This is a genomic window from Rahnella laticis, from assembly GCF_015644585.1.
GTDB lineage: Bacteria > Pseudomonadota > Gammaproteobacteria > Enterobacterales > Enterobacteriaceae > Rahnella > Rahnella laticis.
Genome location: NZ_JADOBI010000004.1, coordinates 450,572 through 472,727 on the forward strand (window position 1 = coordinate 450,572; position 22,156 = coordinate 472,727).

Annotated in this window: 22 protein-coding genes and 1 other RNA gene; 10 read left to right on the plus strand and 13 right to left on the minus strand. The window is 51.9% G+C overall.

Annotated features, from left to right (window positions below; all coding sequences use genetic code 11):
* Window positions 1–7: 7 nt before the first annotated feature.
* On the minus strand, window positions 8–865 hold the full coding sequence (locus tag IV433_RS11590; RefSeq protein ID WP_195814290.1) for a metal ABC transporter permease: 858 nt from the start codon (window positions 863–865) through the stop codon (window positions 8–10).
* The gene (locus IV433_RS11595; RefSeq protein WP_195814291.1) at window positions 862–1,590 is read right to left on the minus strand and encodes a metal ABC transporter ATP-binding protein; all 729 of its coding nucleotides are present in this window, start codon (window positions 1,588–1,590) and stop codon (window positions 862–864) included. The genes IV433_RS11590 and IV433_RS11595 overlap by 4 nt, the downstream gene beginning before the upstream one ends.
* 384 nt (window positions 1,591–1,974) lie before the next feature.
* On the opposite strand from IV433_RS11595, the gene IV433_RS11600 reads away from it, so the two are divergent.
* The 3 genes from IV433_RS11600 (at window position 1,975) to IV433_RS11610 (ending at window position 3,177) form a co-directional block, all read left to right on the plus strand.
* On the plus strand, window positions 1,975–2,328 hold the full coding sequence (locus tag IV433_RS11600) for a hypothetical protein (protein WP_195814292.1): 354 nt from the start codon (window positions 1,975–1,977) through the stop codon (window positions 2,326–2,328).
* A gap of 231 nt (window positions 2,329–2,559) precedes the next feature.
* Complete coding sequence (gene tomB, locus IV433_RS11605; protein ID WP_104923047.1) at window positions 2,560–2,928, plus strand: Hha toxicity modulator TomB; 369 nt, start codon at window positions 2,560–2,562, stop codon at window positions 2,926–2,928.
* A gap of 45 nt (window positions 2,929–2,973) precedes the next feature.
* A complete protein-coding gene (locus IV433_RS11610; RefSeq protein ID WP_013576617.1) occupies window positions 2,974–3,177 on the plus strand; it encodes an HHA domain-containing protein in 204 nt (67 codons plus the stop codon).
* Window positions 3,178–3,260: 83 nt separating this feature from the next.
* On the opposite strand, the gene IV433_RS11615 is transcribed toward IV433_RS11610, so the two are convergent.
* Window positions 3,261–4,208: a LysR family transcriptional regulator gene (locus tag IV433_RS11615; RefSeq protein ID WP_195814293.1), complete on the minus strand. Its 948-nt coding sequence runs from the start codon at window positions 4,206–4,208 to the stop codon at window positions 3,261–3,263.
* Between the two features lie 139 nt (window positions 4,209–4,347).
* Here IV433_RS11615 and IV433_RS11620 point away from each other — a divergent pair, with 139 nt between their 5' ends.
* Window positions 4,348–6,135: an adenine deaminase gene (locus IV433_RS11620; RefSeq protein ID WP_195814294.1), complete on the plus strand. Its 1,788-nt coding sequence runs from the start codon at window positions 4,348–4,350 to the stop codon at window positions 6,133–6,135.
* A gap of 73 nt (window positions 6,136–6,208) precedes the next feature.
* Window positions 6,209–7,558, plus strand: coding sequence for an NCS2 family permease (locus tag IV433_RS11625; RefSeq protein ID WP_195814295.1), 1,350 nt, complete (start codon window positions 6,209–6,211; stop codon window positions 7,556–7,558).
* Window positions 7,559–7,686: 128 nt separating this feature from the next.
* On the opposite strand, the gene ffs is transcribed toward IV433_RS11625, so the two are convergent.
* An RNA gene (gene ffs, locus IV433_RS11630) (signal recognition particle sRNA small type) lies at window positions 7,687–7,783 on the minus strand.
* A 194-nt stretch (window positions 7,784–7,977) separates the two neighbouring features.
* Here ffs and IV433_RS11635 point away from each other — a divergent pair.
* On the plus strand, window positions 7,978–8,286 hold the full coding sequence (locus IV433_RS11635; RefSeq protein WP_195814296.1) for an MGMT family protein: 309 nt from the start codon (window positions 7,978–7,980) through the stop codon (window positions 8,284–8,286).
* Window positions 8,287–8,346: 60 nt separating this feature from the next.
* On the opposite strand, the gene IV433_RS11640 is transcribed toward IV433_RS11635, so the two are convergent.
* Window positions 8,347–8,925 (minus strand): YbaY family lipoprotein, encoded by a 579-nt coding sequence (locus IV433_RS11640; protein WP_195814297.1) that lies wholly within the window; start codon window positions 8,923–8,925, stop codon window positions 8,347–8,349.
* Between the two features lie 246 nt (window positions 8,926–9,171).
* Between IV433_RS11640 and tesB the strand changes: the two genes are divergently transcribed.
* Window positions 9,172–10,038: an acyl-CoA thioesterase II gene (tesB, locus tag IV433_RS11645; protein ID WP_165059308.1), complete on the plus strand. Its 867-nt coding sequence runs from the start codon at window positions 9,172–9,174 to the stop codon at window positions 10,036–10,038.
* Window positions 10,039–10,166: 128 nt separating this feature from the next.
* On the opposite strand, the gene amtB is transcribed toward tesB, so the two are convergent.
* The 5 genes from amtB to IV433_RS11670 all read right to left on the minus strand — a co-directional run bounded on the left by amtB (window position 10,167) and on the right by IV433_RS11670 (window position 16,377).
* Complete coding sequence (gene amtB / locus IV433_RS11650) at window positions 10,167–11,456, minus strand: ammonium transporter AmtB (RefSeq protein WP_101075501.1); 1,290 nt, start codon at window positions 11,454–11,456, stop codon at window positions 10,167–10,169.
* A gap of 85 nt (window positions 11,457–11,541) precedes the next feature.
* Window positions 11,542–11,880, minus strand: a complete 339-nt coding sequence (gene glnK, locus IV433_RS11655) for a P-II family nitrogen regulator (protein ID WP_009639071.1) — start codon at window positions 11,878–11,880, stop codon at window positions 11,542–11,544.
* 341 nt (window positions 11,881–12,221) lie between these two features.
* Entirely contained in the window at window positions 12,222–14,021 is a 1,800-nt protein-coding gene (locus tag IV433_RS11660) for a SmdB family multidrug efflux ABC transporter permease/ATP-binding protein (protein WP_195814298.1), read from the minus strand.
* Window positions 14,014–15,786, minus strand: a complete 1,773-nt coding sequence (locus IV433_RS11665; protein ID WP_195814299.1) for a SmdA family multidrug ABC transporter permease/ATP-binding protein — start codon at window positions 15,784–15,786, stop codon at window positions 14,014–14,016. Before IV433_RS11665 ends, IV433_RS11660 begins: the two co-directional genes overlap by 8 nt.
* Window positions 15,787–15,921: 135 nt before the next feature.
* Complete coding sequence (locus IV433_RS11670) at window positions 15,922–16,377, minus strand: Lrp/AsnC family transcriptional regulator (protein WP_195814300.1); 456 nt, start codon at window positions 16,375–16,377, stop codon at window positions 15,922–15,924.
* A 120-nt stretch (window positions 16,378–16,497) separates the two neighbouring features.
* Here IV433_RS11670 and IV433_RS11675 point away from each other — a divergent pair, with 120 nt between their 5' ends.
* Window positions 16,498–17,541 carry a PLP-dependent cysteine synthase family protein gene (locus IV433_RS11675; RefSeq protein ID WP_195814301.1) on the plus strand — a complete coding sequence of 348 codons (1,044 nt, stop codon included), beginning with the start codon at window positions 16,498–16,500 and terminating at the stop codon, window positions 17,539–17,541.
* Window positions 17,542–17,624: 83 nt separating this feature from the next.
* On the opposite strand, the gene cof is transcribed toward IV433_RS11675, so the two are convergent.
* Window positions 17,625–18,446 carry an HMP-PP phosphatase gene (gene cof, locus IV433_RS11680; protein WP_195814302.1) on the minus strand — a complete coding sequence of 274 codons (822 nt, stop codon included), beginning with the start codon at window positions 18,444–18,446 and terminating at the stop codon, window positions 17,625–17,627.
* Between the two features lie 192 nt (window positions 18,447–18,638).
* Between cof and IV433_RS11685 the strand changes: the two genes are divergently transcribed.
* Complete coding sequence (locus tag IV433_RS11685; RefSeq protein WP_195814303.1) at window positions 18,639–20,351, plus strand: SgrR family transcriptional regulator; 1,713 nt, start codon at window positions 18,639–18,641, stop codon at window positions 20,349–20,351.
* A gap of 97 nt (window positions 20,352–20,448) precedes the next feature.
* Window positions 20,449–21,147, plus strand: coding sequence for a 7-cyano-7-deazaguanine synthase QueC (gene queC / locus IV433_RS11690; protein ID WP_195814304.1), 699 nt, complete (start codon window positions 20,449–20,451; stop codon window positions 21,145–21,147).
* Between the two features lie 74 nt (window positions 21,148–21,221).
* Here queC and IV433_RS11695 read toward each other — a convergent pair whose 3' ends face one another.
* Complete coding sequence (locus IV433_RS11695; protein ID WP_195814305.1) at window positions 21,222–21,623, minus strand: YbgC/FadM family acyl-CoA thioesterase; 402 nt, start codon at window positions 21,621–21,623, stop codon at window positions 21,222–21,224.
* Window positions 21,624–21,741: 118 nt separating this feature from the next.
* A complete protein-coding gene (locus tag IV433_RS11700; RefSeq protein ID WP_195814306.1) occupies window positions 21,742–22,125 on the minus strand; it encodes a ComEA family DNA-binding protein in 384 nt (127 codons plus the stop codon).
* Window positions 22,126–22,156 lie beyond the last annotated feature (31 nt).

Genomic DNA, 22,156 nt, shown 5'->3' on the forward strand with positions numbered 1-22,156 from the left:
GTACTTCTTAACAACGCGAGGCCGTTAACATCCCGCCACGCTTTCCAAATAAAACTGAAATGAAGAAAATAACGGTCGCGCTAAGCACAATCGCTGGTCCTGCCGGCAACGACGCGTAATAAGACCAGATCAGCCCTACCACGCTGGCGATGACACCAATGATCATGGCGCTCAGTAAGGTATGCGGTAAATCCCGCGCCCAGAAGCGTGCGCTGGCGGCAGGCAACATCATTAAACCGACTGACATCAGCGTGCCGAGGATCTGGAAACCGGCAACCAGATTGATGACGACCAGCGCCAGAAAAATACCGTGGATCGCTGCCAGCCATTTACCGGCGCTGACGCGAAGAAATAAGGAGTCGAAAGATTCAATCACCAGCGCGCGATAAATGCATGCCAGCACCAGCAATGACAGGCTGGTGATAATGCCGACCATAATCATGGCGGATGAATCGATGGCCAGAATCGAGCCGAACAAAACGTGCAGAAGGTCTACGCTTGAGCCGCGCAGCGAAACCAGCGTGACGCCGAGCGCCAGAGAGCCGAGATAAAAACCAGCAAAACTGGCGTCTTCTTTAAGCTGCGTTCTGCGGCTCACCAGCCCGGATAACATGGCAACCGCCAGCCCTGCGATAAACCCGCCAATCCCCATTGCGACCAGCGACATGCCTGAAATCAGATAGCCGATAGCGGCACCGGGCAATACCGCGTGCGAAAGTGCATCGCCGACCAGACTCATACGACGTAATAACAGGAAAACGCCCAGCGGCGTGGCGCTGATTGATAATGCGATACAGGCGATTAAGGCGCGGCGCATAAAACCAAATTCAATAAAGGGGTCGGCCAGCAAATGAAAAAGCATCATGAATTTGCGACTCCCGCCGCCAGAGAGAAAGGTTCAGCCGAAACGCAGGCATGTGCCTGATGAGGGAAATGTCCGAGAACGTCGTGCGCACTTCCCCACAAATTCTCACTGGCACTGAGATAAAGCACGCGGGGAAAATGCCGGGCAACCATAGAGATATCGTGTAAAACTGCGATCACGGTTTTACCTTCCTGATGCCACTGCGCAATGACTTTCAGCAGCAGCTCAGTCGTCTGGCTGTCTATGCCGGTAAACGGCTCATCAAGCATAATTAACGGCGCCTGCTGAACCAGCAAGCGCGCGAACAACGTGCGCTGCAACTGACCGCCGGAAAGCGAACCCACAGGAAGCTGTGACATTTCTGTCATGCCGACAGTCTCCAGCGCCTTTGCCACCGCCGCCGCAGACTGGCGGTTAATTCCACCAAACAAACCGCTTTGCGGCCAGCAGCCCATAGCGACCAGATCAAAGACACTGATAGGAAATCCGCGATCCAGCTCGGCCTGTTGCGGTAAATACGCCAGCCGCGGACGTTTGCCACCGGTAAATGTAATATCGCCCGCCACAGACTGTTGCAGCCCGGCGAGTGTTTTCAGAAACGTCGATTTCCCTGCGCCGTTCGCGCCGATAATGGCCGTCAGTGAACCACTTCGAAACTGCCCGTTCAACGGCATGGCAACCGCATGCCGGTCATAACCGACTTCGACATTATTAACAAAAATCATGGTAGTGAAATCGCCCAATAAATCGCAACCCATAAAACAACGAGCACAGCCAGTACAGCAACGCAGCGTACCGGCGAAGAAAGCGTAAAGAGTGTTTTAGTCATGGCCCCTCCAATCGTTATAATATAACATCACAAACCAGCCTGCGGAGCAATACGTGAACTGTTTCAGTTTTTTACCGGCCGGAGGATTTCAGCAGGTGCCACATCATCGGGCTGCGGGTAAAAATGTCAGAAAAGAGTAAAAATTGATGTGCTGATGGTAATTTTCATTACAATCAGAAAGTTATGAAATTTCTGTCCGGGATTTTTTTTCACTGGTCAAAACACATCCTGTTAAAAATGTGCAATAATGAAAAGGTAAGTGAGTAAGAGGTAATTACTGTTGAAGAAAATCATCCCTTACGATATTAATGAGAAAATTCTATCTCCTCAGGAACTGCAACAGATAATTGAATGCACTTTATCTGAAATTGAAGCACCGTTAATTGGGGATTTACGTTATTTCTCAGAAAATGCGCAGTATGAGCCGAATTCTTTGCAAATCGTGTCAATAACACAAATTGACAAAAACTATTATTCAATGACTTACCGTTTCCGCTGGACAGTCTTCAATGGCTGCCTGGACATTAATGCCGAAGAGTTCATGACGCAAAGTGTCACATTCCATGTGAAGCCCGAGGGCCTGGAGTTTGATATTATTGAATTGAACAAAGGAACGACGGCCGACGAATTGTAAGTTTGAGTAATACGTTTGCACAGCTTTCTGAAAATGAATTATATTTAAATTACTGGCTGTATATAAATTGAGTAAACCTCCGCTCAAAGACATTGTCCAATGTAAGGGTCTTTGAAATTTTAGTAAGTTCATGGCGTTTGTAGTGAGAGCCGTTTCCTGTAAGCCACCAAGTTTTGTTGTTTACTCACAGAGTGTTATCAACACCGAATAAACCATTACGGAGGGGATGATATGGATGAGTACTCGCCTAAGCGGCACGATATCGCTCAGTTACGCTACCTGAATGAAATGCTGTACGATGAAGGAATTGCGACACTGGGTGACAGTCACCATGGCTGGGTCAACGACCCGACTTCGGCTGTAAACCTGCAGCTCAATGAACTGATTGAACACATTGCGTCTTTCGTGATGAGTTTTAAAATTAAGTATCCGGACGATACCCATTTAAGTGACCTGGTTGAAGAGTATCTGGATGATACCTACACCCTGTTCAGTAATTATGGAATTAACGATTCTGACTTACGCCAATGGCAGAAAACCAAGAAGCGACTATTCAGAATGTTCTCAGGGGACTACATCTGTACCCTGATGAAGACTTGAGTAATAATTTATATGCAGTCATCAGATAAAAATGAAAAGGCGAAGATGAACAAAATCGACTATTTGATGCGTTTAAGAAAATGCACCACTATTGATACACTTGAACGTGTTATTGAAAAAAATAAGTACGAACTTTCCGACGATGAACTCGAATTGTTTTACTCGGCGGCAGACCATCGTTTAGCGGAGCTGACGATGAACAAGCTGTACGATAAAATCCCGGTATCCGTTTGGAAGTTTGTACGTTGATCGATAAAGTTGGGTCGAAATAACTTTCGGCCCAACGCTTATTATTTATACAAAATAACGTTAGCGTTATTTAACAATTTCTTTCAGATAATTCTCTCTGCTTTCTGTTTGATCTGGTTGTGAAATGTCTGCAAAAGAAACTGAAAACATTGTTCGGTTTTCGGCGATCTCAATGGCGCGGGTTTACGCATCATCGCTACCGTGCGGCTTAATGTCGGCTGCTGCAAATGAATCACTGTTAATTCGTTATCATTGAGCGTTGCAGTATATAACTCCGGTAATATTGCCACCGCCAGTCGCGAACGCACTAAACCATACAATGTTTCCTGAAAATCCACACGATAACCCACATGCAAATTCAGACGATGGCTTTCAATAAGCGACGTCACCAGCCTGCTAACATTTCCCTTTGAAAACATAGCAATATCCCTTTTAGCCAGTTGTCGCCACGGAATATTATGCCCTTCTGCCAGCGCATCATCGCACCGCATCACTGCCACAAAAGGATCCTCAAGCAGAGGATAAATCGCAACAGAACCCGGCACCGTACTGTCGGTTGCTCCGATACCAAAATCCACGGAACCGTTCTCAAGTTCCAGTAATAAAGCATCGTTTGTCAGGTCGTGGAATTCCACACGCATATCAGGGAAATATTCGGATAATAATTGCGGCACCGCCGGAAATAACAATGTACTGACCGATGGCACAAGCCCGATACGCAAAGTCCCATCGCCACCCTGCCGCATAATTTGCTGCATATCATCGAATACGCCATGCGCCGTATTCAATAAGCGCTCTGCATATGGCAAAACCGCTTCGCCCTGCTCTGTCAGACTTACGCCCTGCGCGGTCCGGTGCAGCAACTTTCCGCCCAGCACCGATTCAATTTGCCGCAGCGCGCTGCTCAGCGCAGGCTGACTGATTGCGAGCCGGTTGGCCGTTTCTGTAAAACTACGCAACTGTGCGAGTGTGACAAAATACTGGATTTGCTTGAGCGAGAGTGCAGGCAACCGGCGCCAGGGTTCAGACATATTTGCAGCCATTCCGCGAAAAATAGAAAACGTTTGCTCAGCATAACCGCATCTTATAGACGGATAAAATAATTCATCTGTGCAAAGCCGTTTCCTCTGCCTACATTAGCCCGATAACACTGCAAATCCGGATACACAAATGACCCATAACATCGCTTCTGCTTCCCTGCGCCAGCGGGCTGTGAACGCTGCATTAGGGAAAATCCCTTTCGACCGCCTTCTGATAAATGCAAAAGTCATCGATATGGTGACGGGAGAAATTCGCGAAGCCGACGTCGGGATTACCGGCAATATGATTGCCAGCGTTCATCCGCGAGGAAAATTCGCGCAGACCAGCAACGTTGATGATTTATCGGGACATTATCTGTCGCCGGGCTTTATCGATACACACGTCCACATTGAAAGCTCACACCTGCCGCCGGAAAAATACGCGGAAATCGTCGTCGCTCAGGGCACCACTACCGTGTTCTGGGATCCGCATGAACTGGCAAATGTGCTGGGCGTACCGGGCGTTCAGTACGCCGTTCAGGCCAGCCGGAATTTGCCCTTGCGGGTGATTTGCGCGGCGCCTTCCAGCGTGCCGTCAACGCCGGGGCTGGAAATGTCCGGCGCTGATTTCAAAGGTCAGGAAATGCAGACCATGCTGAGCTGGCCAGAGGTTGCGGGCGTTGCCGAAGTCATGGACATGTACGGCGTGCTCAACGGCAGCGAGAGAATGCTTGAGATCCTCGATGCCGGGCTTAAAAGCGGCAAGCTCATTGAAGGCCACGCGCGTGGTCTGAAAGACGAGCAACTCCAGGCGTATCTCGCGGCGGGCGTCACTTCCGATCACGAACTGACTTCCGCAGAAGATGCTCTCGAAAAATTGCGCGCCGGTCTGACGCTTCAGATCCGTGGGTCACACCCTTATCTTTTGCCGGATATCGCCGCCGCGTTGCTCGCGCTCCCGCATTTGTCCTCGCAAATTACATTGTGTACCGATGATGTCCCGCCAGACCATTTGCTGGAAAAAGGCGGACTTATCGCACTGATTAAACTGCTGATCTCTTACGGTTTACGCGTGGAAGACGTTTTGCGAATGGCCACGTTCAATGCGGCTATCCGGATGAAACGTTCAGATTTGGGGCTGATCGCCGCAGGCCGTACCGCTGACATTATCGCTTTCGATTCACTTGAAAACCTGCATCCGGAAGCCGTGTACGTTGCCGGCGTTCGCGTTGCCAGAAACGGCAAACTTCTGTTTACGCCATCGGCAGCCAGCGGCGTGGTTCCTCCCCGCGATACGATGCAACTTGAGCCGCTTTGCGAAGATAATTTCTGCCTGAAAATTCCTGGACTGAACAACGGTAAGGCACGCCTGCGTAACATCAAAGGTGCGCGGTTCACACAGTGGAGCGAAGTCACGGTCAGCGTGCAGGACGGCGCCGTTCAGCTTCCGGATGGCTTCAGCCTGATTTGGGTTCAGCACCGCCACGGCCGGCACGACGCAACGCCAAAAATGGCTCTGCTTGAAGGTTGGGGAGAATTGCGCGGTGCGATTGCTACGTCTTACTCGCACGATTCACACAATCTGGTGGTGATCGGCCGTGAACCCGCCGACATGATGCTGGCGGCAAACCAGCTTATCGCCAGCGGCGGTGGTATGGCCCTGAGTCAGAACGGCAAGTTTCTGGCCAAAATTGAGATGCCGATTGCCGGAATGCTCTCCGACTTACCCGCAGAGCAGCTGGCAAAAGAATTTAAGAATCTGCGCGAACTCAGCGCACAGGTCGCTGACTGGGAGCCGCCTTATCGCGTCTTCAAAGCCATTGAAGGCACCTGTCTGGCGTGTAATGCAGGGCCACACTTAACCGACTTAGGCCTGACCGACGGTGGTTTACGTGAAATCGTCGATCCGGTTCTGGAAATCTGGCCGGATAACGTCTGAGTCGTTCTCAGCGCTAAAACACAAAAATGATAGCAAACACAACATTATAAAAAGCATTTCCAGGGGAGTTTGTATGAGTGAAAGTTCGGTAAAAAATGTTGCACCTGCGACTGAAGGCGGCTGGCTGGAACGCCGCTTTCAGTTACGCCAGCGCCAGACCAAAGTCAAAACGGAATGTCTGGCCGGAATAACCGGATTTCTGGCCGCGGCGTATCTGCTGGTCGTTATCCCGGGGTTGCTGGCCGTGGGCGGAATGGACAAAGGCGCGGCTACTACTGGCGTGATTGTAGTGTTTGTTCTCGGTTCTTTGCTGATGGCCTTTTACGCCAACCTGCCGTTTATGGTCGGCCCGGGAATTGGTGGCTCGGTTCTGGTCGGCATTACGCTGGCTGGGGACGGCGTCACCTGGCCGGTCGCGCTGGGTATCGCCTGCTGGTCTGGAATTTTGTTTTTTATCATGACCGTGTTCGGCCTGCGCGAAATTGTCACCCGCTCGGTTCCGCAGTCGATCAAATTAGGGCTGACGGCATCCATCGGGATTTTTGTCGCCCTTCTCGGCTTTCGTAATGCCGGGCTGGTGATGGCGAACGCAAAGACATCGGCTCTCGGATTGGGTGATTTTACTGCGCCGGGTGCGCTGATTGCCCTGCTTGGATTGCTGGTTGCCATCGGATTACAGGCGAGAAAAGTGCCGGGTGCCATTCTGTGGGCCATTTTACTGGCGACAGTTGCGGGTATTCCCTTTGGCGTCACGCATCTGCCTGAACACTGGCTTTCCCTGCCACACTCTGTTGCACCGCTTTTCGGTAAAGTTGATCTGGCAGGCGCAATCAATATCGCTTTCCTGCCGTTCCTGTTTATCTTTTTTGCATCTGAATTCTTTTCAACGATGGGCACTACGCTGGCCGTCGGCGGCGAGGCCGGATTGCTGGATGAACATGGCAACATGAAACACATCAACCGGCCCTTCATGGTGGATTCCATTGCTGCCGCACTGGGGCCGGTTGTCGGCATTCCTGCGGCGACGGCGCTGATTGAATCTTCCGCCGCAGCCGAAGCGGGTGGCAAAACCGGTCTGACGGCGCTGGCCGCGGCGGTCATGTTCCTGCTGATGCTGTTATTCACGCCGGTCGCGCTGATGATCCCCAAGGAAGCTACGGCGCCAGCGCTGATTTTGATCGGCCTGAATATGTTCAGTAATCTGAGAAAAGTTGATCTGGGCAATTTCACCGATGCGTTACCGGTGCTGATGATGGTCATGATCACGCTGATTTCGAACAGCTTCGGTACCGGTATTGCCGGCGGCTTACTGTTTTACATCATCATTAAAATCGTGGCCGGAAAAGGGCGCGAAGTCCCGCTGGGGTTGTATATTCTGGCTGTTCCGCTGGTGTACTACTTCGCCACGCTGGTGCATCACTGATTTCATTTCACCCAATAACGGGCGCGGAAATACCGTGCCTGTTATTTTCAGGCAGACGCAAAGTTTATCTTGATGAGTGAACGGGATTGCAGAAGAGGTAAAACGGAAGGGCCTGAAATTGGTGGAGGCCCTGCCAGCTACATCCCGGCACACACGACACCTGCCATGGCTGCTTCCTTCCGGACCTGACCGAGTTAACAAGTTAGTGTTGCGGGAGAACCAACAGGGCCCCCATTGTCGTTGTTGGCTCCGGGTCTCTGCACAAGAGAATCGAAGCGGTGGGCATTATCTGTGATGACCAGAGCAAAAGCAAGTTAACCGCCGACAACCGTTGTTTTCTTAAACAATACGCCTGAATCAGGCCGGACAGAACCCCGATTTTTACGCCATACTGTCCGGCAAACATTGAGGAGGATGTCATGTCTGAACCCGATAACTTTCGCCAGCGCGTATTCCAGATTATCGCCGCCATCCCAACCGGACAAGTCACTACGTACGGTAACGTGGCGCAGCTCGCAGGATCTCCGCGTGCGGCACGTCAGGTCGGCGGCGTACTCAAGAAACTTCCGGAAGGCAGCACCCTTCCCTGGCATCGCGTGATTAACCATCACGGCGAGATTTCCCTGCAGGGCGAAGATTTTAAACGTCAGCGTCAGGCGTTACTGGCTGAAGGGATTGTCTTTAAGAAAGGCAAAGTCGATTTAGAGAAATACGGCTGGAAATGGTAGAACTGCGTCCATAAAAAAGCACCGCCGGAGCGGTGCCTGAGTGCGCAGACAGCCTTTACATCAGTAAGTTGACTGTGATGGCACTGCGCTGATCGGTGCAGGCGAAGTGCCCAGCCCCGGATTAGACGGGTTGCTCAGCGGACCTGAAGCATCCGGCTTAGTGGCAACCGGTACGGCGACAACCGGCACAAGTTGCAGATCGGCACGGGTGCCCTGACCATGGTTAATCACTTCCTTAATGCTGTCGGTGACGAAGGTCATCTGACCATTAACGGTCACCGCTGCGCTCAGCAGAACGCGGGCATTTGGCGCAATTTCCTGCGGGTTATACGGCAGGATGAACGTAAACGGCGCCTGTTTACCCTGGGTTCTTGCGACTTTCTGTGAAATCACGCGCGAAGGCGAATCCGCCAGAGACGCATCAGACAATGTGACGGTCAGAACCGCATCAGGCGGTAAAGCCACTCTCTGATTGATGAACACGCTACCAGACACATTTGGGCCGGTGATCGCAGGTTCGGTCGACGGACTGGCCGCCGTATTAACAGGGGGCTGTTGCGCTGGGTCCTGGTGGTGCGGTGCGCACCCGGCAAGAGTCAGAGACAGCGCGGTTCCACCTACTATCTGCCAAAGTTTCATTGATCGTACTCCCTTTTTATTAGTCGCTTGTCGACAAGCTGTAATAAACGCCGACGATGAATTTAGTGACTTTAACCAGCTTACCCATTAATCATGGCACAAAAATCTGAAGTTTTCCTCCCGACGACAAAACAGGGCTTCTGAGCATCAGGAAGATCCACTATGATTAACAGGTTAGACCTGTGCCGGAGACCGCGTTTTTTTTCCGCCCGGCATGCATCAACCGGTAACTTTCATGAGGCCACTATGAGTCAGGCATTAAAAAATCTGCTGGATCTTTTAGATCTGGAAAAAATCGAAGAAGGGCTGTTTCGTGGTCAAAGTGAAGATCTGGGTTTACGTCAGGTCTTTGGTGGTCAGGTTGTCGGTCAGGCGCTGTATGCCGCCAAACAAACCGTACCGGTCGATCGTGGTATTCACTCGTTTCACAGTTACTTTTTGCGTCCGGGCGACAGCAGCAAGCCGATTATTTATGACGTTGAAATCCTGCGTGATGGCAACAGTTTCAGCGCCCGTCGGGTGAAAGCCGTTCAGCACGGCAAGCCAATTTTTTATATGACGGCTTCTTTCCAGAGTCAGGAAGAAGGTTTTGAGCACCAGAATACGATGCCGGACGTGCCACCACCGGAATCACTGGTGTCGGAATCCGATATTGCTAAAAATCTGGCGCACCTTATTCCGGAAAAATTCCGCGAAAAATTCATCGGCCATAAGCCAATCGAGATGCGCCCGGTAAAATTCCATAACCCGCTGAAAGGTAGTGTTGAAGAGCCGCACCGCGCCGTGTGGTTCCGCGCGAACGGCGAAATGCCTGACGATCTGCGGATCCATCAGTATTTGCTGGGCTACGCGTCTGATTTCAATTTCCTTCCCACCGCGCTGCAACCTCACGGTATTGGCTTCCTGGAACCGGGAATGCAGGTGGCGACCATCGACCATTCGATGTGGTTCCACCGCCCTTTCCGCATGGACGACTGGCTGCTGTACGCCGTTGAAAGCACCTCAGCTTCCGGCGCCCGCGGTTTTGTTCGCGGCCAGTTCTATACGCGCGAAGGGGTTTTAGTGGCCTCTACGGTGCAGGAAGGCGTGATCCGCCAAAGACCGGTCGAGTAACCTCGCTTTTCACAAAAAGCAGACATAAAAAAAGGGGCGATAGTGATATCGCCCCTTCTGTTTTTTCATCTTTATTATTTTGTACTTCTTAATTAGAGAGTTAGCGCACTACTTTCTCTGAAATCAGCTTACTGGTTGTAAGCATTCTCGCCGTGGCTGTTCACGTCCAGGCCTTCACGTTCCTGCTCTTCAGGAACACGCAGACCTACAATCATGTCAGCCACTTTGTAACCGATGAAGGCCACAACGCCAGACCAGACCAGCGTAACGCAGACGCTGAAGAACTGAACCCAGACCTGATGGCCCATGGTGACGCCTTCTGCATAACCCACACCGCCCAGAGAGCTGGAAGTGAATACGCCAGTCAGCAGACAACCTACGATACCGCACACGCCGTGAACACCGAAAACGTCACAGGTATCGTCCACACGCAGCCATTTTTTGAGGGTAACCACACCCCACAGACCGGTGATGCCGCCTACCAGACCGATAATCAGAGCACCGCCCACGCCGACAGTACCGCACGCCGGGGTGATAGCAACCAGACCTGCGATAGCACCGGAGCTTGCGCCCAGCAGAGAAGGCTTACCGCGAACCATCCACTCAACCAGCGTCCAGGACAGGATTGCACCTGCGGTCGCAATAACGGTGTTGAGGAATGCCAGGGCTGCAATGGAGCTCGCCGCACTTGCAGAACCCGCGTTGAAACCGAACCAGCCCACGTACAGGATTGAAGCGCCGGTGAAGACCATCGGCAGGTTGTGTGGTTTGAACGCTTCTTTACCAAAGCCTGCGCGTTTGCCCAGCAGATATGCACCCACCAGACCTGCGATAGCGGCGTTGATGTGAACAACCGTACCACCCGCGAAGTCCAGCGCACCATCAGCCGCCAGGAAGCCGCCAGCCCAGACCATGTGAGCCATCGGGATGTAAGAGAAGGTCAGCCAGATCACAGTGAAAATCAGCACCGCAGAGAAACGAACACGTTCAGCGATACCGCCCACAATCAGCGCGACAGTGATGCAGGCGAATGAGCATTGGAACGCAACGTGAATCATCTGGGAGAAGGTGCCTGTGACAGAATCCAGGCCGATGCCTTTCATCATCACATTGCTGAAGCCGCCGAAGAAGGCGTTACCTTCACTGAATGCGAGGCTGTAGCCATAAAGGATCCACAGAACACAAACCAGCGCGAAGGTCACGATAACCTGAGTCAGCATGGACAAAACGTTCTTAGAACGCAGTAAGCCGCCGTAGAACAATGCCACGCCAGGTACGGTCATAAACAGTACCAAGGCAGTACAGATCATCATAAATGCGTTGTCAGCACCGTTTGCGGCTGCCGGTGCTGCTGCCATGGCAAGCGAAGGCAGCAATGCAACCGCGCCAAGCCCCATCATGGATAAAAGTTTTTTCATTATTAACCCACCCCTGTTTCTCAAAACTGTTTTTTCTAACCTGATTTATATCAAAGCGATTTATATCAGAGATAAAGGCCTGAAATTACAGTGCTGCTTCGTCAGTTTCACCCGTACGGATACGGATGACGCGTTGCAATTCTGCAACAAAAATTTTGCCATCGCCGATCTTGCCGGTGTAGGCCGCTTTGCTGATCACGTCGATCACTTCATCCAGCTGATCGTCAGCGATAGCAATGTCGATTTTTACTTTTGGCAGGAAGTTCACACTGTATTCCGCACCGCGGTACAACTCAGCGTGACCTTTCTGACGGCCGAAACCTTTAACTTCCGTTACGGTCAGCCCCTGAATTCCAACAGCAGACAGTGCTTCACGCACGTCTTCCAGCTTAAAAGGTTTGATCACCACAGTAACCAGCTTCATATTGCCACTCCTCGAATTAAGGGCTTGCCGCGAGAAACCTCGCGCCCGATACGGAATGGTTAAAGCAAAGGGTGTGCCAGAGTTGAAATCACGTAAATATTCATGCGATTCCCGCGTCATACGGCATTTTCAGATTATTCGTGACCCGGCGCACAGTTGTGGGGCCGTATTCAGCCTGACCCCATACGCACCATTTAAGTGCCCGTCGCTGCTTTTTAGTGCAGAGGAAGCCAGCGGAACATTTTGGATGCATGAATCAGGTGCGTGAGACGCGAAAAGGAGGGATTAATAGAACAAGAAGAAATGAACTGGCGCAGCAATCAGGCTGCGCCAGCTGAAGATTATACGTTTTCTGTTGCTGAAATAACCGCACCGGTGGACGCCAGTTCCTGCCCTGCGAGCTGCAACTGATACATCTGATAATAACGGCCTTTTTCAGCCAGAAGCTGGAAATGGTTACCTTGTTCAACCGCCTGCCCCCGATGCAATACCAAAATATTATCGGCATCGACAATCGTTGAAAGACGGTGGGCAATCACCACCAGAGTGGTTTGCTGACGGATAGCCCGCAACGCACGCTGAATTGCCTGCTCGGTTCCTGAATCAATATTGGCCGTTGCCTCGTCAAGGATCAGAATCTCAGGCGCCTGCACCAAAACGCGCGCCATCGCCAGCAACTGTTTCTGGCCCACGGAAAGATTATTCCCCTGCTCACCCAGACGCGTATTCAGCCCTTCCGGCATTTCACGCACCAGCGGCGAAAGCTGCACGATGTCCAGCGCGTGCCAGACCTGAGCTTCATCAATGTCGCGCCCCAAAGTCACATTGGCGAACACCGATTCCGCCAGCACCACCGGATCCTGCTGAACCATTGCGATACCTTTACGAAGGCTGGTATGCGACAGGTCAGCAAGATTGCGTCCGTCCACGCGAATCTCACCTTTATTGAGCGGATAATATCCCATGAGCAGATTCGCAAGCGTGCTTTTCCCGCTACCGGTATGCCCGACCAGCGCCACAAACCCGCGCGACGGAACGTGCAGGGAGATATTTTCCAGCACCCATTTATCGGGAAGATAAGCGAAGCTGACGTCCCTGACTTCAATTTCTCCGCTGGTGAGTAATTTGTCGTCCGGACCGTATTGCTGCTGGGTTCTGTCCATCAAATCAAAAATACGCTCACCGGCAACGACCGCCTGTTGCAAAATGGATTGCTGCGAAGTCAGTTCGATCAGCGGTTCGTTGAGACGCCCGAGATAGTTAATGAAGGCATACAACACGCCCACACCAATTGAGCCTTCGGCACTGAATCCGAAAAGCAGCAACAAACCGCACAGAATCAGCGATGAGAACAGACTGAGCAATGGCCGCAGCAGAAAACCTTCCAGCCTCAGCGTTTGCATACGCGCCATGTAGTGCGACTGGCTGGCGCGCGTGAGGCGTTCGCCGAATCTTTTCTGCTGACGAAATTGCTGGATGACGTTCATGCCATTAATGACTTCGTTAAACCCGTCATTAATGTCCGCCAGATAAGCGCGCACCTTGCGGACAACCGGCGTGCTGTAGACCTGATACAGCCCCATCACGACAAATACTGCCGGGAAAATACAAATAGCCACGGAAGCCAGCCGCCAGTCGAGGCTGAACATCGCGATCAACATTGCGCCAATCAGGGCGATGCTGCGCAACACTGTCGACACCACGGTCACGTATAAATCGCGGATCACTTCGGTATCATTAGTTACGCGGGAAATGAGCTGCCCGACCGGCTGGGTATCGAACGCGCTGAGCGGCTGCCGGAGTGCGGCGTCCATAACATCGGTACGTAAACGCTGGACCACCCCCACGGCGGCACGGTTAAACAATAACGCCTGAAAATAGTGCAGGCTTGCGGCAAGAAATTGCAGGAAGATAAAGCAAAGTGCCAGCAAGCTGACTTTCCCCCACGGCAACTCCCCTTTCGCGACATAGTGATCAATAAAGAAACTGATCAGAATAGGCCCGGTCACTTCCGCCGCGGCGGCAACCCACAACATCACGACAGCATAGGAAAGTGGCTTGCTGTAGGGTTTTCCGTATTTGAGAAGTCGTTTAAGCGTTGGCCACAACTTCTGAATTTTATTCGTTTTTGGTTCAGCCACGTTGTTCCGTCTCCATTTCCTGCGGCACGTCGTCCAGCGCTGCTTCAAGCTGCTGATAGCGGAACATATCCCGGTACCAGCCGGGCTGCGCAACAAGCTGATCGTGATCGCCACGTTGCGAAATACTTCCATGGCTGAAGACCAGAATTTCGCTTGCTTCGGTCAGGGCTGAAAGGCGGTGTGCGCTGATAATCACCGTGCGGTCACTTCCCCACTGCCGTAAGTTATGCAGGATCTGATGTTCCGTACGGCCATCAACTGCCGACAGCGCATCGTCAAGGATCAGGATTTCTGCTTTCATCAGCAACGCACGGGCGATGGAAATACGTTGTTTTTGCCCGCCGGAAAGCATTACCCCGCGCTCACCGACTTCGGTTTCATATCCCTGGGGCAATCGCAAAATATCGTCATGTACACTGGCAAGCCGCGCCGCTTCTTCAATTTCTTCCTGAGTAGCTTCCGGACGACCCAGCGCAATGTTTTGCGCCACTGTGTCGGAGAACAGGAAAGGTGTCTGGCTGACAATCGCCAGGCGCGCGCGCCAGTCGTCGAGCTGAATTTCTTTAAGAGATAACCCGTGATAGCGCACGTCCCCTTCTGTGACGTCAAACTGACGTTGGAGTAGAGCCAGAAGCGTACTCTTTCCGGAGCCGGTCGGGCCGCACAGCCCGAGCATTTTGCCCGGCTCCAGGGTGAATTCAACAGCATTCAGTGCAGACTGACTATTTTCAGGATATTGGAATCGGGTTATCTGAGTCTCGAGTACGGCCCGGCCAGCCGGTAACGGTTTTGTTCCGTCAGCCACCGCAGGGGCTTCCTGCAACAAACTGCGTATACGGCTGTAAGCCGCACTTCCGCGTTCCACGATATTAAACATCCAGGCCAGCGCCAGCATCGGCCAGATCATCAGCCCGAGATACATCACAAAACTGGTTAATTCGCCGAGCGTCAGGTGACCGTTGACCACCATCCAGCTCCCGCCGCCAATCGCCAGCAGGTTTGCCATGCCGATAGACACATAAATGGTCGGATCAAAACGCGCATCAACGCGGGCAACGCGCATGTTTTTAGCACCGGTATCTGCCGCAACATCGGCAAACTGCGAAGACTGATGATTTTCCAGCCCAAAAGCTTTGATCATCCTGATACTGGTGAGGCTTTCCTGCGCCTGATCGTTTAGTGAGGAGAACGCCGCCTGCGCCGTTTTAAAACGGGAATGCAACTGGTCTCCATAACGTTTGATGATGATCGCCATCACCGGCATTGGCACCAGAGAAAGTAGCGTCAGTTCCCAGCTAATCTGCGTTGCCATTACAATCAGCACCGCCAGCCCCATGACCAGCGAATCCACCAGCGTCAGAACGCCCTCGCCGGCTGCAAAGACCACGCGGTCAACGTCGTTGGTCGCCCGGGCAATTAAATCGCCAGTACGATGACGCAGATAAAAGGCCGGATGCTGGCGGCTGAGCTGCCGGAAGAAATCCTGTCGCAGTTCGACCGCAAGCTGATAGGAGGCTCCGAATAACAGCACGCGCCAGACGTATCGCAACAAATACACCACAACAGCCGTGCCCAGCATCAGGCCAAGCCACGCGAAAAGCACACTGGCAGACATTTGTTTTGACGTTACGCCATCAATAATTACGCCAACCAGCTTGGGTGGCAGTAATTGCAGGATGGCAATAATGATCAGCAAGCCAACGGCACCCAGATACCGGCACCATTCGCGTCGGAAGTACCAGCCTAATTGTGCAAACAATCTCACGCAGCGTTTTCCATACAAATAATAATGATTTTATTGAGTTAAACAGGTTTCAGAAACCCTGTTTTCTCTTCAGGACGACAAGGATACCAGAGTTAACATGCGTTTCTGATGAAACTTTTTACTGCAACTTTTGCATTAAATTGGCAATACGGTGGTCGATTTTATGCGTTCCATCGCAAAACTTGAGGTCACATCGTTCAGTCCTGGAATGCCGTTCACAAGCCGCTTGTAAAAGTTGTCGTAGCTTTTCATATCGGAAACCTGAACCTGGAGTAAATAATCGTATTCCCCTGCCATACGGTAAAATCCCAGCACTTCGGGAAAGGCTTCCACCTGCTGTACAAATCGCTGATACCACTCGCTGTTGTGATGCTGAGTTTTAATCAGGACGAACGCCGTCAGGCTCAGCCCGAGTTTTTCACCATCCAGCAGGGCGACTTTTCCACAAATAATGCCGTCGTCTTCGAGACGTTTTATCCGTTTCCAGCAAGGCGTTGTGGTGAGATTCACCGCCTCAGCCAGTTCATTCAGAGAAAGCGTGCAATCCTTCTGCAACAACGACAACAGTCTGAGGTCAATTTTATCTACCATAAGGCACTCCAGGAGAATATTTTTCTACAACACGCCCAGTTCATGGGTTAAAGGGTAACTTATTTCTCTGCCGCTTGCGTTATTCTTAATCCCACAAAACTTCTTCTGCGAGCTCTCATTATGCAAAACGCCTGGGTTAATCACGCTATCAAAGAAATCGACGCGGATTTTCAGCGTTCAGCCGATACACATTTAATTCGTCTCGCCCTGAATGATTTCCCCGGAATTTCGCTGTATCTGAAAGATGAGAGCACGCATCCGTCCGGCAGCCTGAAACACCGTCTGGCGCGCTCCCTGTTTTTGTATGGTCTGTGCAACGGCTGGATACGTGAAAATACGCCGATCATTGAGGCCTCTTCGGGCAGTACAGCTATTTCTGAGGCCTATTTCGCGCGCCTGCTCGGCCTGCCTTTTATTGCCGTGATGCCTTCCTGTACCGCGCCTCGGAAAATTCAGCAGATAGAATTTTATGGCGGCCGCTGCCACTTTGTTGAAAACTCCGGTCAGATTTATGCCGCTTCCGAACAGCTTGCCCGTGAACTGAACGGGCATTACATGGATCAGTTTACCTTTGCTGAGCGCGCGACCGACTGGCGGGGAAACAATAACATCGCTGACAGTATTTTCCGCCAGATGTCCCGTGAGCCGCATCCGGTGCCGCGATATCTGGTGATGAGCGCCGGAACAGGCGGCACCTCCGCCACTCTGGGACGTTACATCCGATATCAGGGACATAACACCGAACTGGTGGTGGTCGATCCGGAAAACTCAGTATTTTATGATTACTATCAGCAACGTGATGCCAGCGTAACCGCGCAATGCAGCAGCCGTATCGAAGGGATTGGCCGCCCGCGCGCCGAGCCTTCTTTTATACCCAGCGTCATCGACAGCATGATGCAGGTGCCTGATGCGGCCAGCGTCGCGACGCTTCACTGGCTGGAAAAAGTACTTGGCCGTAAAGTGGGCGGTTCAACCGGAACAAATGTCTGGGGTGCGCTGCAACTTGCTAAACAAATGCGAGAAAATGGCGAGACAGGTTCAATCGTCACGTTACTTTGCGACAGTGGAGAACGTTATCTGAATACCTATTTTGACGAGAACTGGGTCGCGAAGAACATCGGGGATATTTCGGTGTACACACAGCAGCTTGAAGGTCTTAGCTGAGGTTTTAGATTAGCCAACGCACCAGCAGCTTGAATTATGAAGGAAAAAAGCCGGGACAGATAATCCCGGCTTGCTGCAAAACCTTAATATTCGGGGGAATAGGTGAGGTTTGGTGTGTGCAGCCAGTGTTGCAAAAAGTGAGACACCGCCTGATTCCGGCAATGCCCGATAACTTGCAGATGCGGCGATTGTTCTTTCAGCACAGGCAAAGCATTGCCCATGATCAGCCCCATTCCTACGCTTTCCAGCATTTCCCTGTCATTCATCGCATCGCCAAAGGCCATGCATTCAGACATTTTGATCTCAAGCCCCGCCGTCAGAAGTGCCAGCGCGCTGCCTTTGTTACAGCCCGCAGGCTGTACATCCAGGCAATCATGCGCCGAAAAACACAGGTCCAGACGATTGCCGAAATGCGCTTTCAACTGCGGAACCAGTTTAAGCAGGGTTTCATGCGGTGCGCAGAAACACACTTTGCTGTTGCCTGCATCGGGCAATGTGCGCAGATCCTGCAAATGATAACGGAAACCGCTGAACTGATGCGGGATCAGCAAGTCGGGATCGTCCAGAGCGGTAAACCAGCCGTCGTCACGAAAAACATGCTGACTCGCCGGTGTATCCCAGGCCGTGTGCAGCAATTCATGCGCACAATCTTCCGGTAAATCACTGGCGTGCAGTAAATGCCCCGACAAGTCATGAATACGTGTGCCATTGCCGGTAATCAGAAAACCTTCCATGCCTATATTGGCCAGAATATCTTTCATTTCAAGATAATGGCGTCCGGTGGCAAAGGTGAGACGCATGGGTTTTTCTGCCAGCTGGCTCAGGGTTGCCAGCGTTTTCTCGCCCAGGGTATGGTCGGGTAAAAGAAGTGTGCCATCCATATCGAATGCAGCTAAACGGTACATATTTCCTCTCTGGGCGGGAATGATTTTCACGTTCAAAGTATGGACTGCGATTTGCGGAACTAATAGTGAACAGTTTATGAATACTCTTCCGGGTTTAGTTCACACTTTGGTTTTCGGCCCCGCGCCATCAGTAAAAGTCTGCGATATGCTGAAGTGAATCCCGTACCAGAAAAATAAGGTTCCGTATTTTCCATGCGATTGCAAAACCGGCTTAACCAGTATCAGCGCCTGTACGTGAAAACCGGGCAGGAACCCGTTTTACTTACTGTGACTGAACTGGCCGATATTTTCTGCTGCAGCGAACGCCACACGCGGACATTGCTGAGCCATTTTAAAGATGCGGGGTGGATAAACTGGCGCTCACAGTCCGGTCGCGGAAAACGCGCGTCGTTGTGCTGCCTGAAATCTCCTGAAGATTTACGCGGTGCTTATCTGCAGGAGTTGCTCAAAAACGGCGAGCATTCAGCGGCTTTGCAACTCAGTCAGCTGGACCCGACACATCTGAATACCCTGCTTGCGCCGCACCTTGGCGGACAATGGCAGGAAGATGCGCCCACGTTGCGGATCCCGTATTACCGCCCTCTCCAGTTTCTGGATCCCTTGACGCTGACCGGCCGCGCAGAACAACACCTGGCGCATACCATTCATGCAGGTCTGACGCACTTTGTCCCCGGGAACCCGACGCCGCAGCCGGATCTGGCCCATCACTGGCAAATCAGCAATGACGGCAAAACCTGGCAGTTCTTTCTGCGCAGTCAGCTTTTCTGGCACAACGGAGAACCGCTGAAAACATCGCAACTGCTGACCCGCTTTGAGCAATTGCGCCATTCAGCACGGGGAAAACACAATCTGGCATCTGTGATCCAAATATCTCAGCCACACGCGCAGTGCCTGCAATTTGATCTCGACACCCCCGATTACTGGCTGGCGCACCGGTTTGCCGATCTCAATTGTCTGCTCTCACATCCTGAAAATCCGCATATCGGCGCGGGTCCTTTCCGGCTGACGCATTTTTCTCCCGAACTGGTCAGGCTGGAACAGCACACGCTTTATACCCTGCAACATCCTTATCTTGCGGCGATAGAATTTTGGATCACGCCGCAGTTATTCGCGCAAAAGAATAATGTGAGCTGTCAGCATCCGGTGAGGATCATTCTGGGAGAAGAGGAAGAATTGTCGCGCGTCAAACCGGTCAGACGCAGCACCAGCCTGGGGTTTTGTTATATCGCCACCAATCTGCGGCGGGGCGTTCTGAATGAAGCTCAGGCACGGAAAATTGTCCGGTTGATCCAGCGCAGCGGCATGCTGGATAATCTTCCGATTGATCATGATCTGGTGAAAGCCAGCAAAGAAATGCTGCCTGGCTGGCCCATTCCTTTGCATGACGATACCGACGTTCCCCTGCCGGAAAAGCTGAGACTCCTGTTTCATCCGCCGGTGGAATTTGAACTGGTCGCTCAGGCTTTGCAGCAAAAGCTGGCTGTTCAGGGCTGCGCGCTGGAAGTCGTTTATCACGAGGGGCGTTTGTGGGAAGACGGTGAACTGTTGAAATCTGCCGATCTGCTGCTCGGCGATCGTCTGATCGGTGAATCGCCGGAAGCCACGCTGGAAAACTGGTTGCAGCAGGATCCGCTCTGGCTGGAAATTTTGCGCGAAGATGATCTGCACAATCAGCAACAGCGCCTCCTGCATATTCAGCAAATTCCACTCGAAAACCGTCGCGCCGATGAGCTACGCGATCATTTTTATCAGTGGATGCAAACCGGCATCGTGACGCCTTTATTTAATTATCAGTATCAGGTCAGCGCACCGCCGCGGATCAGCGGCGTTCAGCTCACGGCGTGGGGCTGGTTTGATTTTTGTCAGGCCTGGGTTCCGCCGCCTTTGTTATCCGAAAACGCGTGACCGAGCTGTTTAGCTACACTCTGACGTTAAAGAAAAGTACCATTAACCTAATTTTACTGCGCCGGACGCAGTCGGTTTCGTAATACAGGTAAACAGAATGAAAAGAGCAGTGGTGGTTTTCAGCGGCGGACAAGACTCAACAACTTGCCTGATTCAGGCATTGAAGCAGTATGACGAAGTTCATTGCGTCACGTTTGATTACGGCCAGCGCCATCGTGCTGAAATTGAGATTGCACAAAAGCTGTCCGTAGAATTAGATGCCCGCGCACACAAAGTGCTGGATGTGAATTTGCTCAATGAACTGGCGGTCAGCAGCCTGACGCGCGATAACATCCCCGTTCCTAACTTTGGTGATGAAAATGACGGCGGCCTGCCGAGCACTTTTGTTCCCGGCCGTAATATTTTGTTCCTGACACTGGCAGCAATTTATGCCTATCAGATCCAGGCAGAAGCCGTGATTACCGGCGTTTGTGAAACTGACTTCTCCGGTTATCCGGATTGCCGGGATGAGTTTGTCAAAGCGCTGAATACGGCCGTCTCGCTGGGTCTGGCGCGCGATGTGCGTTTTGAAACCCCGCTGATGTGGCTCAATAAGGCCGAGACCTGGGCGCTGGCAGATTACTATCAGCAACTGGATTTGGTGCGTCACCAAACGCTGACCTGCTATAACGGCATTGCGGGTGATGGCTGCGGTGAATGTGCGGCCTGCCATTTACGCGCTAACGGCCTGCAACAATATCATCAGGATAAGGACGGCGTTACCGCCAGCCTGAAGAAGAAGACCGGTCTGCGTTAACAGCCAGACGGCAGAGTTTTATGACGGGCGGCCTGAAAGCTGCCCGTTTTTGTTTTTCACTATACATCCGCGAATCAGTCGTTCTCCAGTTCCAGCTCGCGTAGTCTTTCCAGTAACTCACCTTCCAGTGGCAACGCTTTTTGTGTCTGCAGATCGATACACACAAACGTCAGCGTGGCATCTGCCACCACTTCACCTTCACAGGTCAACACTTGTTCGAGAACCCCGCTTCGCCCGTTGAGTTGCTGCAGGCTGCTGTCGATACGCAGAACATCACCGAGCACCGCGGGTTTGCGGTAATTGATATTGATATTCACTACGATGAAAGCGATTTTGTTTTCGCTCATCCACTGGAAACCGGACTGGTTATCCAGCCATTCCCAGCGCGCGGTCTCCAGAAATTCAAGGTAACGTGCGTTGTTAACGTGCTGGTAAACATCAATGTGAAAACCGCGAACTTTAATAAACGTATGCATAGTGGTTAAAAAACTCCTGATAATCGCCTGAGGCATACAACCAAACTGGTCAGATGTTTTTAGAGATTAGCAGAAGAAAACGGCGGCAACCGTTCAGGAATTGCCGCCGCGACATCCGTCACAGTTTCAGACGGTCCTTGTTACGTTCAAACAGTGCAGCGCCGATCCCCGGCACTTCGCGCAGCTGTTCGATGTCGGTGAATTGCCCAAGTTCCTCACGGTAGCTGATAATGGCCTGCGCCTTTTTCATCCCTACGCCATTCATCACTTTGGCAAACTCTTCCGCTGTTGCGGTATTGATTTTGACGGTACTTTCATCTGTCACCGCCACCTGTTCCTTTTTCACCTGCGGGCCTGAGACTTTGCCCGCTGCTGTCACGGGCGCAGCCGTCGTGGTTGCCACGCTACTGGCGGCATTCGGTGCCGCCTGCAACATCACCGGTAAAGTAGAAAGCCCCAAAGCCAGCGCCAACGAAAGTGAAGTAATGCCTAATTTTTTCATGCTGTATCCTCCATGTGTTTGACAGCACGGA

Excerpts from the sequence above, each read along its gene's own strand:
- IV433_RS11595 (WP_195814291.1), bottom strand. The coding sequence starts at position 1,590 with ATGATTTTTGTTAATAATGTCGAAGTCGGTTATGACCGGCATGCGGTT.
- amtB (WP_101075501.1), bottom strand. The coding sequence starts at position 11,456 with ATGAAAAAACTTTTATCCATGATGGGGCTTGGCGCGGTTGCATTGCTG.
- IV433_RS11695 (WP_195814305.1), bottom strand. The coding sequence starts at position 21,623 with ATGCATACGTTTATTAAAGTTCGCGGTTTTCACATTGATGTTTACCAG.
- IV433_RS11670 (WP_195814300.1), bottom strand. The coding sequence starts at position 16,377 with ATGGTAGATAAAATTGACCTCAGACTGTTGTCGTTGTTGCAGAAGGAT.
- IV433_RS11675 (WP_195814301.1), top strand. The coding sequence starts at position 16,498 with ATGCAAAACGCCTGGGTTAATCACGCTATCAAAGAAATCGACGCGGAT.
- IV433_RS11635 (WP_195814296.1), top strand. The coding sequence starts at position 7,978 with ATGTCTGAACCCGATAACTTTCGCCAGCGCGTATTCCAGATTATCGCC.
- queC (WP_195814304.1), top strand. The coding sequence starts at position 20,449 with ATGAAAAGAGCAGTGGTGGTTTTCAGCGGCGGACAAGACTCAACAACT.
- IV433_RS11610 (WP_013576617.1), top strand. The coding sequence starts at position 2,974 with ATGAACAAAATCGACTATTTGATGCGTTTAAGAAAATGCACCACTATT.
- tomB (WP_104923047.1), top strand. The coding sequence starts at position 2,560 with ATGGATGAGTACTCGCCTAAGCGGCACGATATCGCTCAGTTACGCTAC.
- IV433_RS11685 (WP_195814303.1), top strand. The coding sequence starts at position 18,639 with ATGCGATTGCAAAACCGGCTTAACCAGTATCAGCGCCTGTACGTGAAA.
- IV433_RS11620 (WP_195814294.1), top strand. The coding sequence starts at position 4,348 with ATGACCCATAACATCGCTTCTGCTTCCCTGCGCCAGCGGGCTGTGAAC.
- IV433_RS11590 (WP_195814290.1), bottom strand. The coding sequence starts at position 865 with ATGATGCTTTTTCATTTGCTGGCCGACCCCTTTATTGAATTTGGTTTT.
- IV433_RS11625 (WP_195814295.1), top strand. The coding sequence starts at position 6,209 with ATGAGTGAAAGTTCGGTAAAAAATGTTGCACCTGCGACTGAAGGCGGC.
- IV433_RS11615 (WP_195814293.1), bottom strand. The coding sequence starts at position 4,208 with ATGTCTGAACCCTGGCGCCGGTTGCCTGCACTCTCGCTCAAGCAAATC.
- IV433_RS11640 (WP_195814297.1), bottom strand. The coding sequence starts at position 8,925 with ATGAAACTTTGGCAGATAGTAGGTGGAACCGCGCTGTCTCTGACTCTT.
- cof (WP_195814302.1), bottom strand. The coding sequence starts at position 18,446 with ATGTACCGTTTAGCTGCATTCGATATGGATGGCACACTTCTTTTACCC.
- glnK (WP_009639071.1), bottom strand. The coding sequence starts at position 11,880 with ATGAAGCTGGTTACTGTGGTGATCAAACCTTTTAAGCTGGAAGACGTG.
- IV433_RS11700 (WP_195814306.1), bottom strand. The coding sequence starts at position 22,125 with ATGAAAAAATTAGGCATTACTTCACTTTCGTTGGCGCTGGCTTTGGGG.
- tesB (WP_165059308.1), top strand. The coding sequence starts at position 9,172 with ATGAGTCAGGCATTAAAAAATCTGCTGGATCTTTTAGATCTGGAAAAA.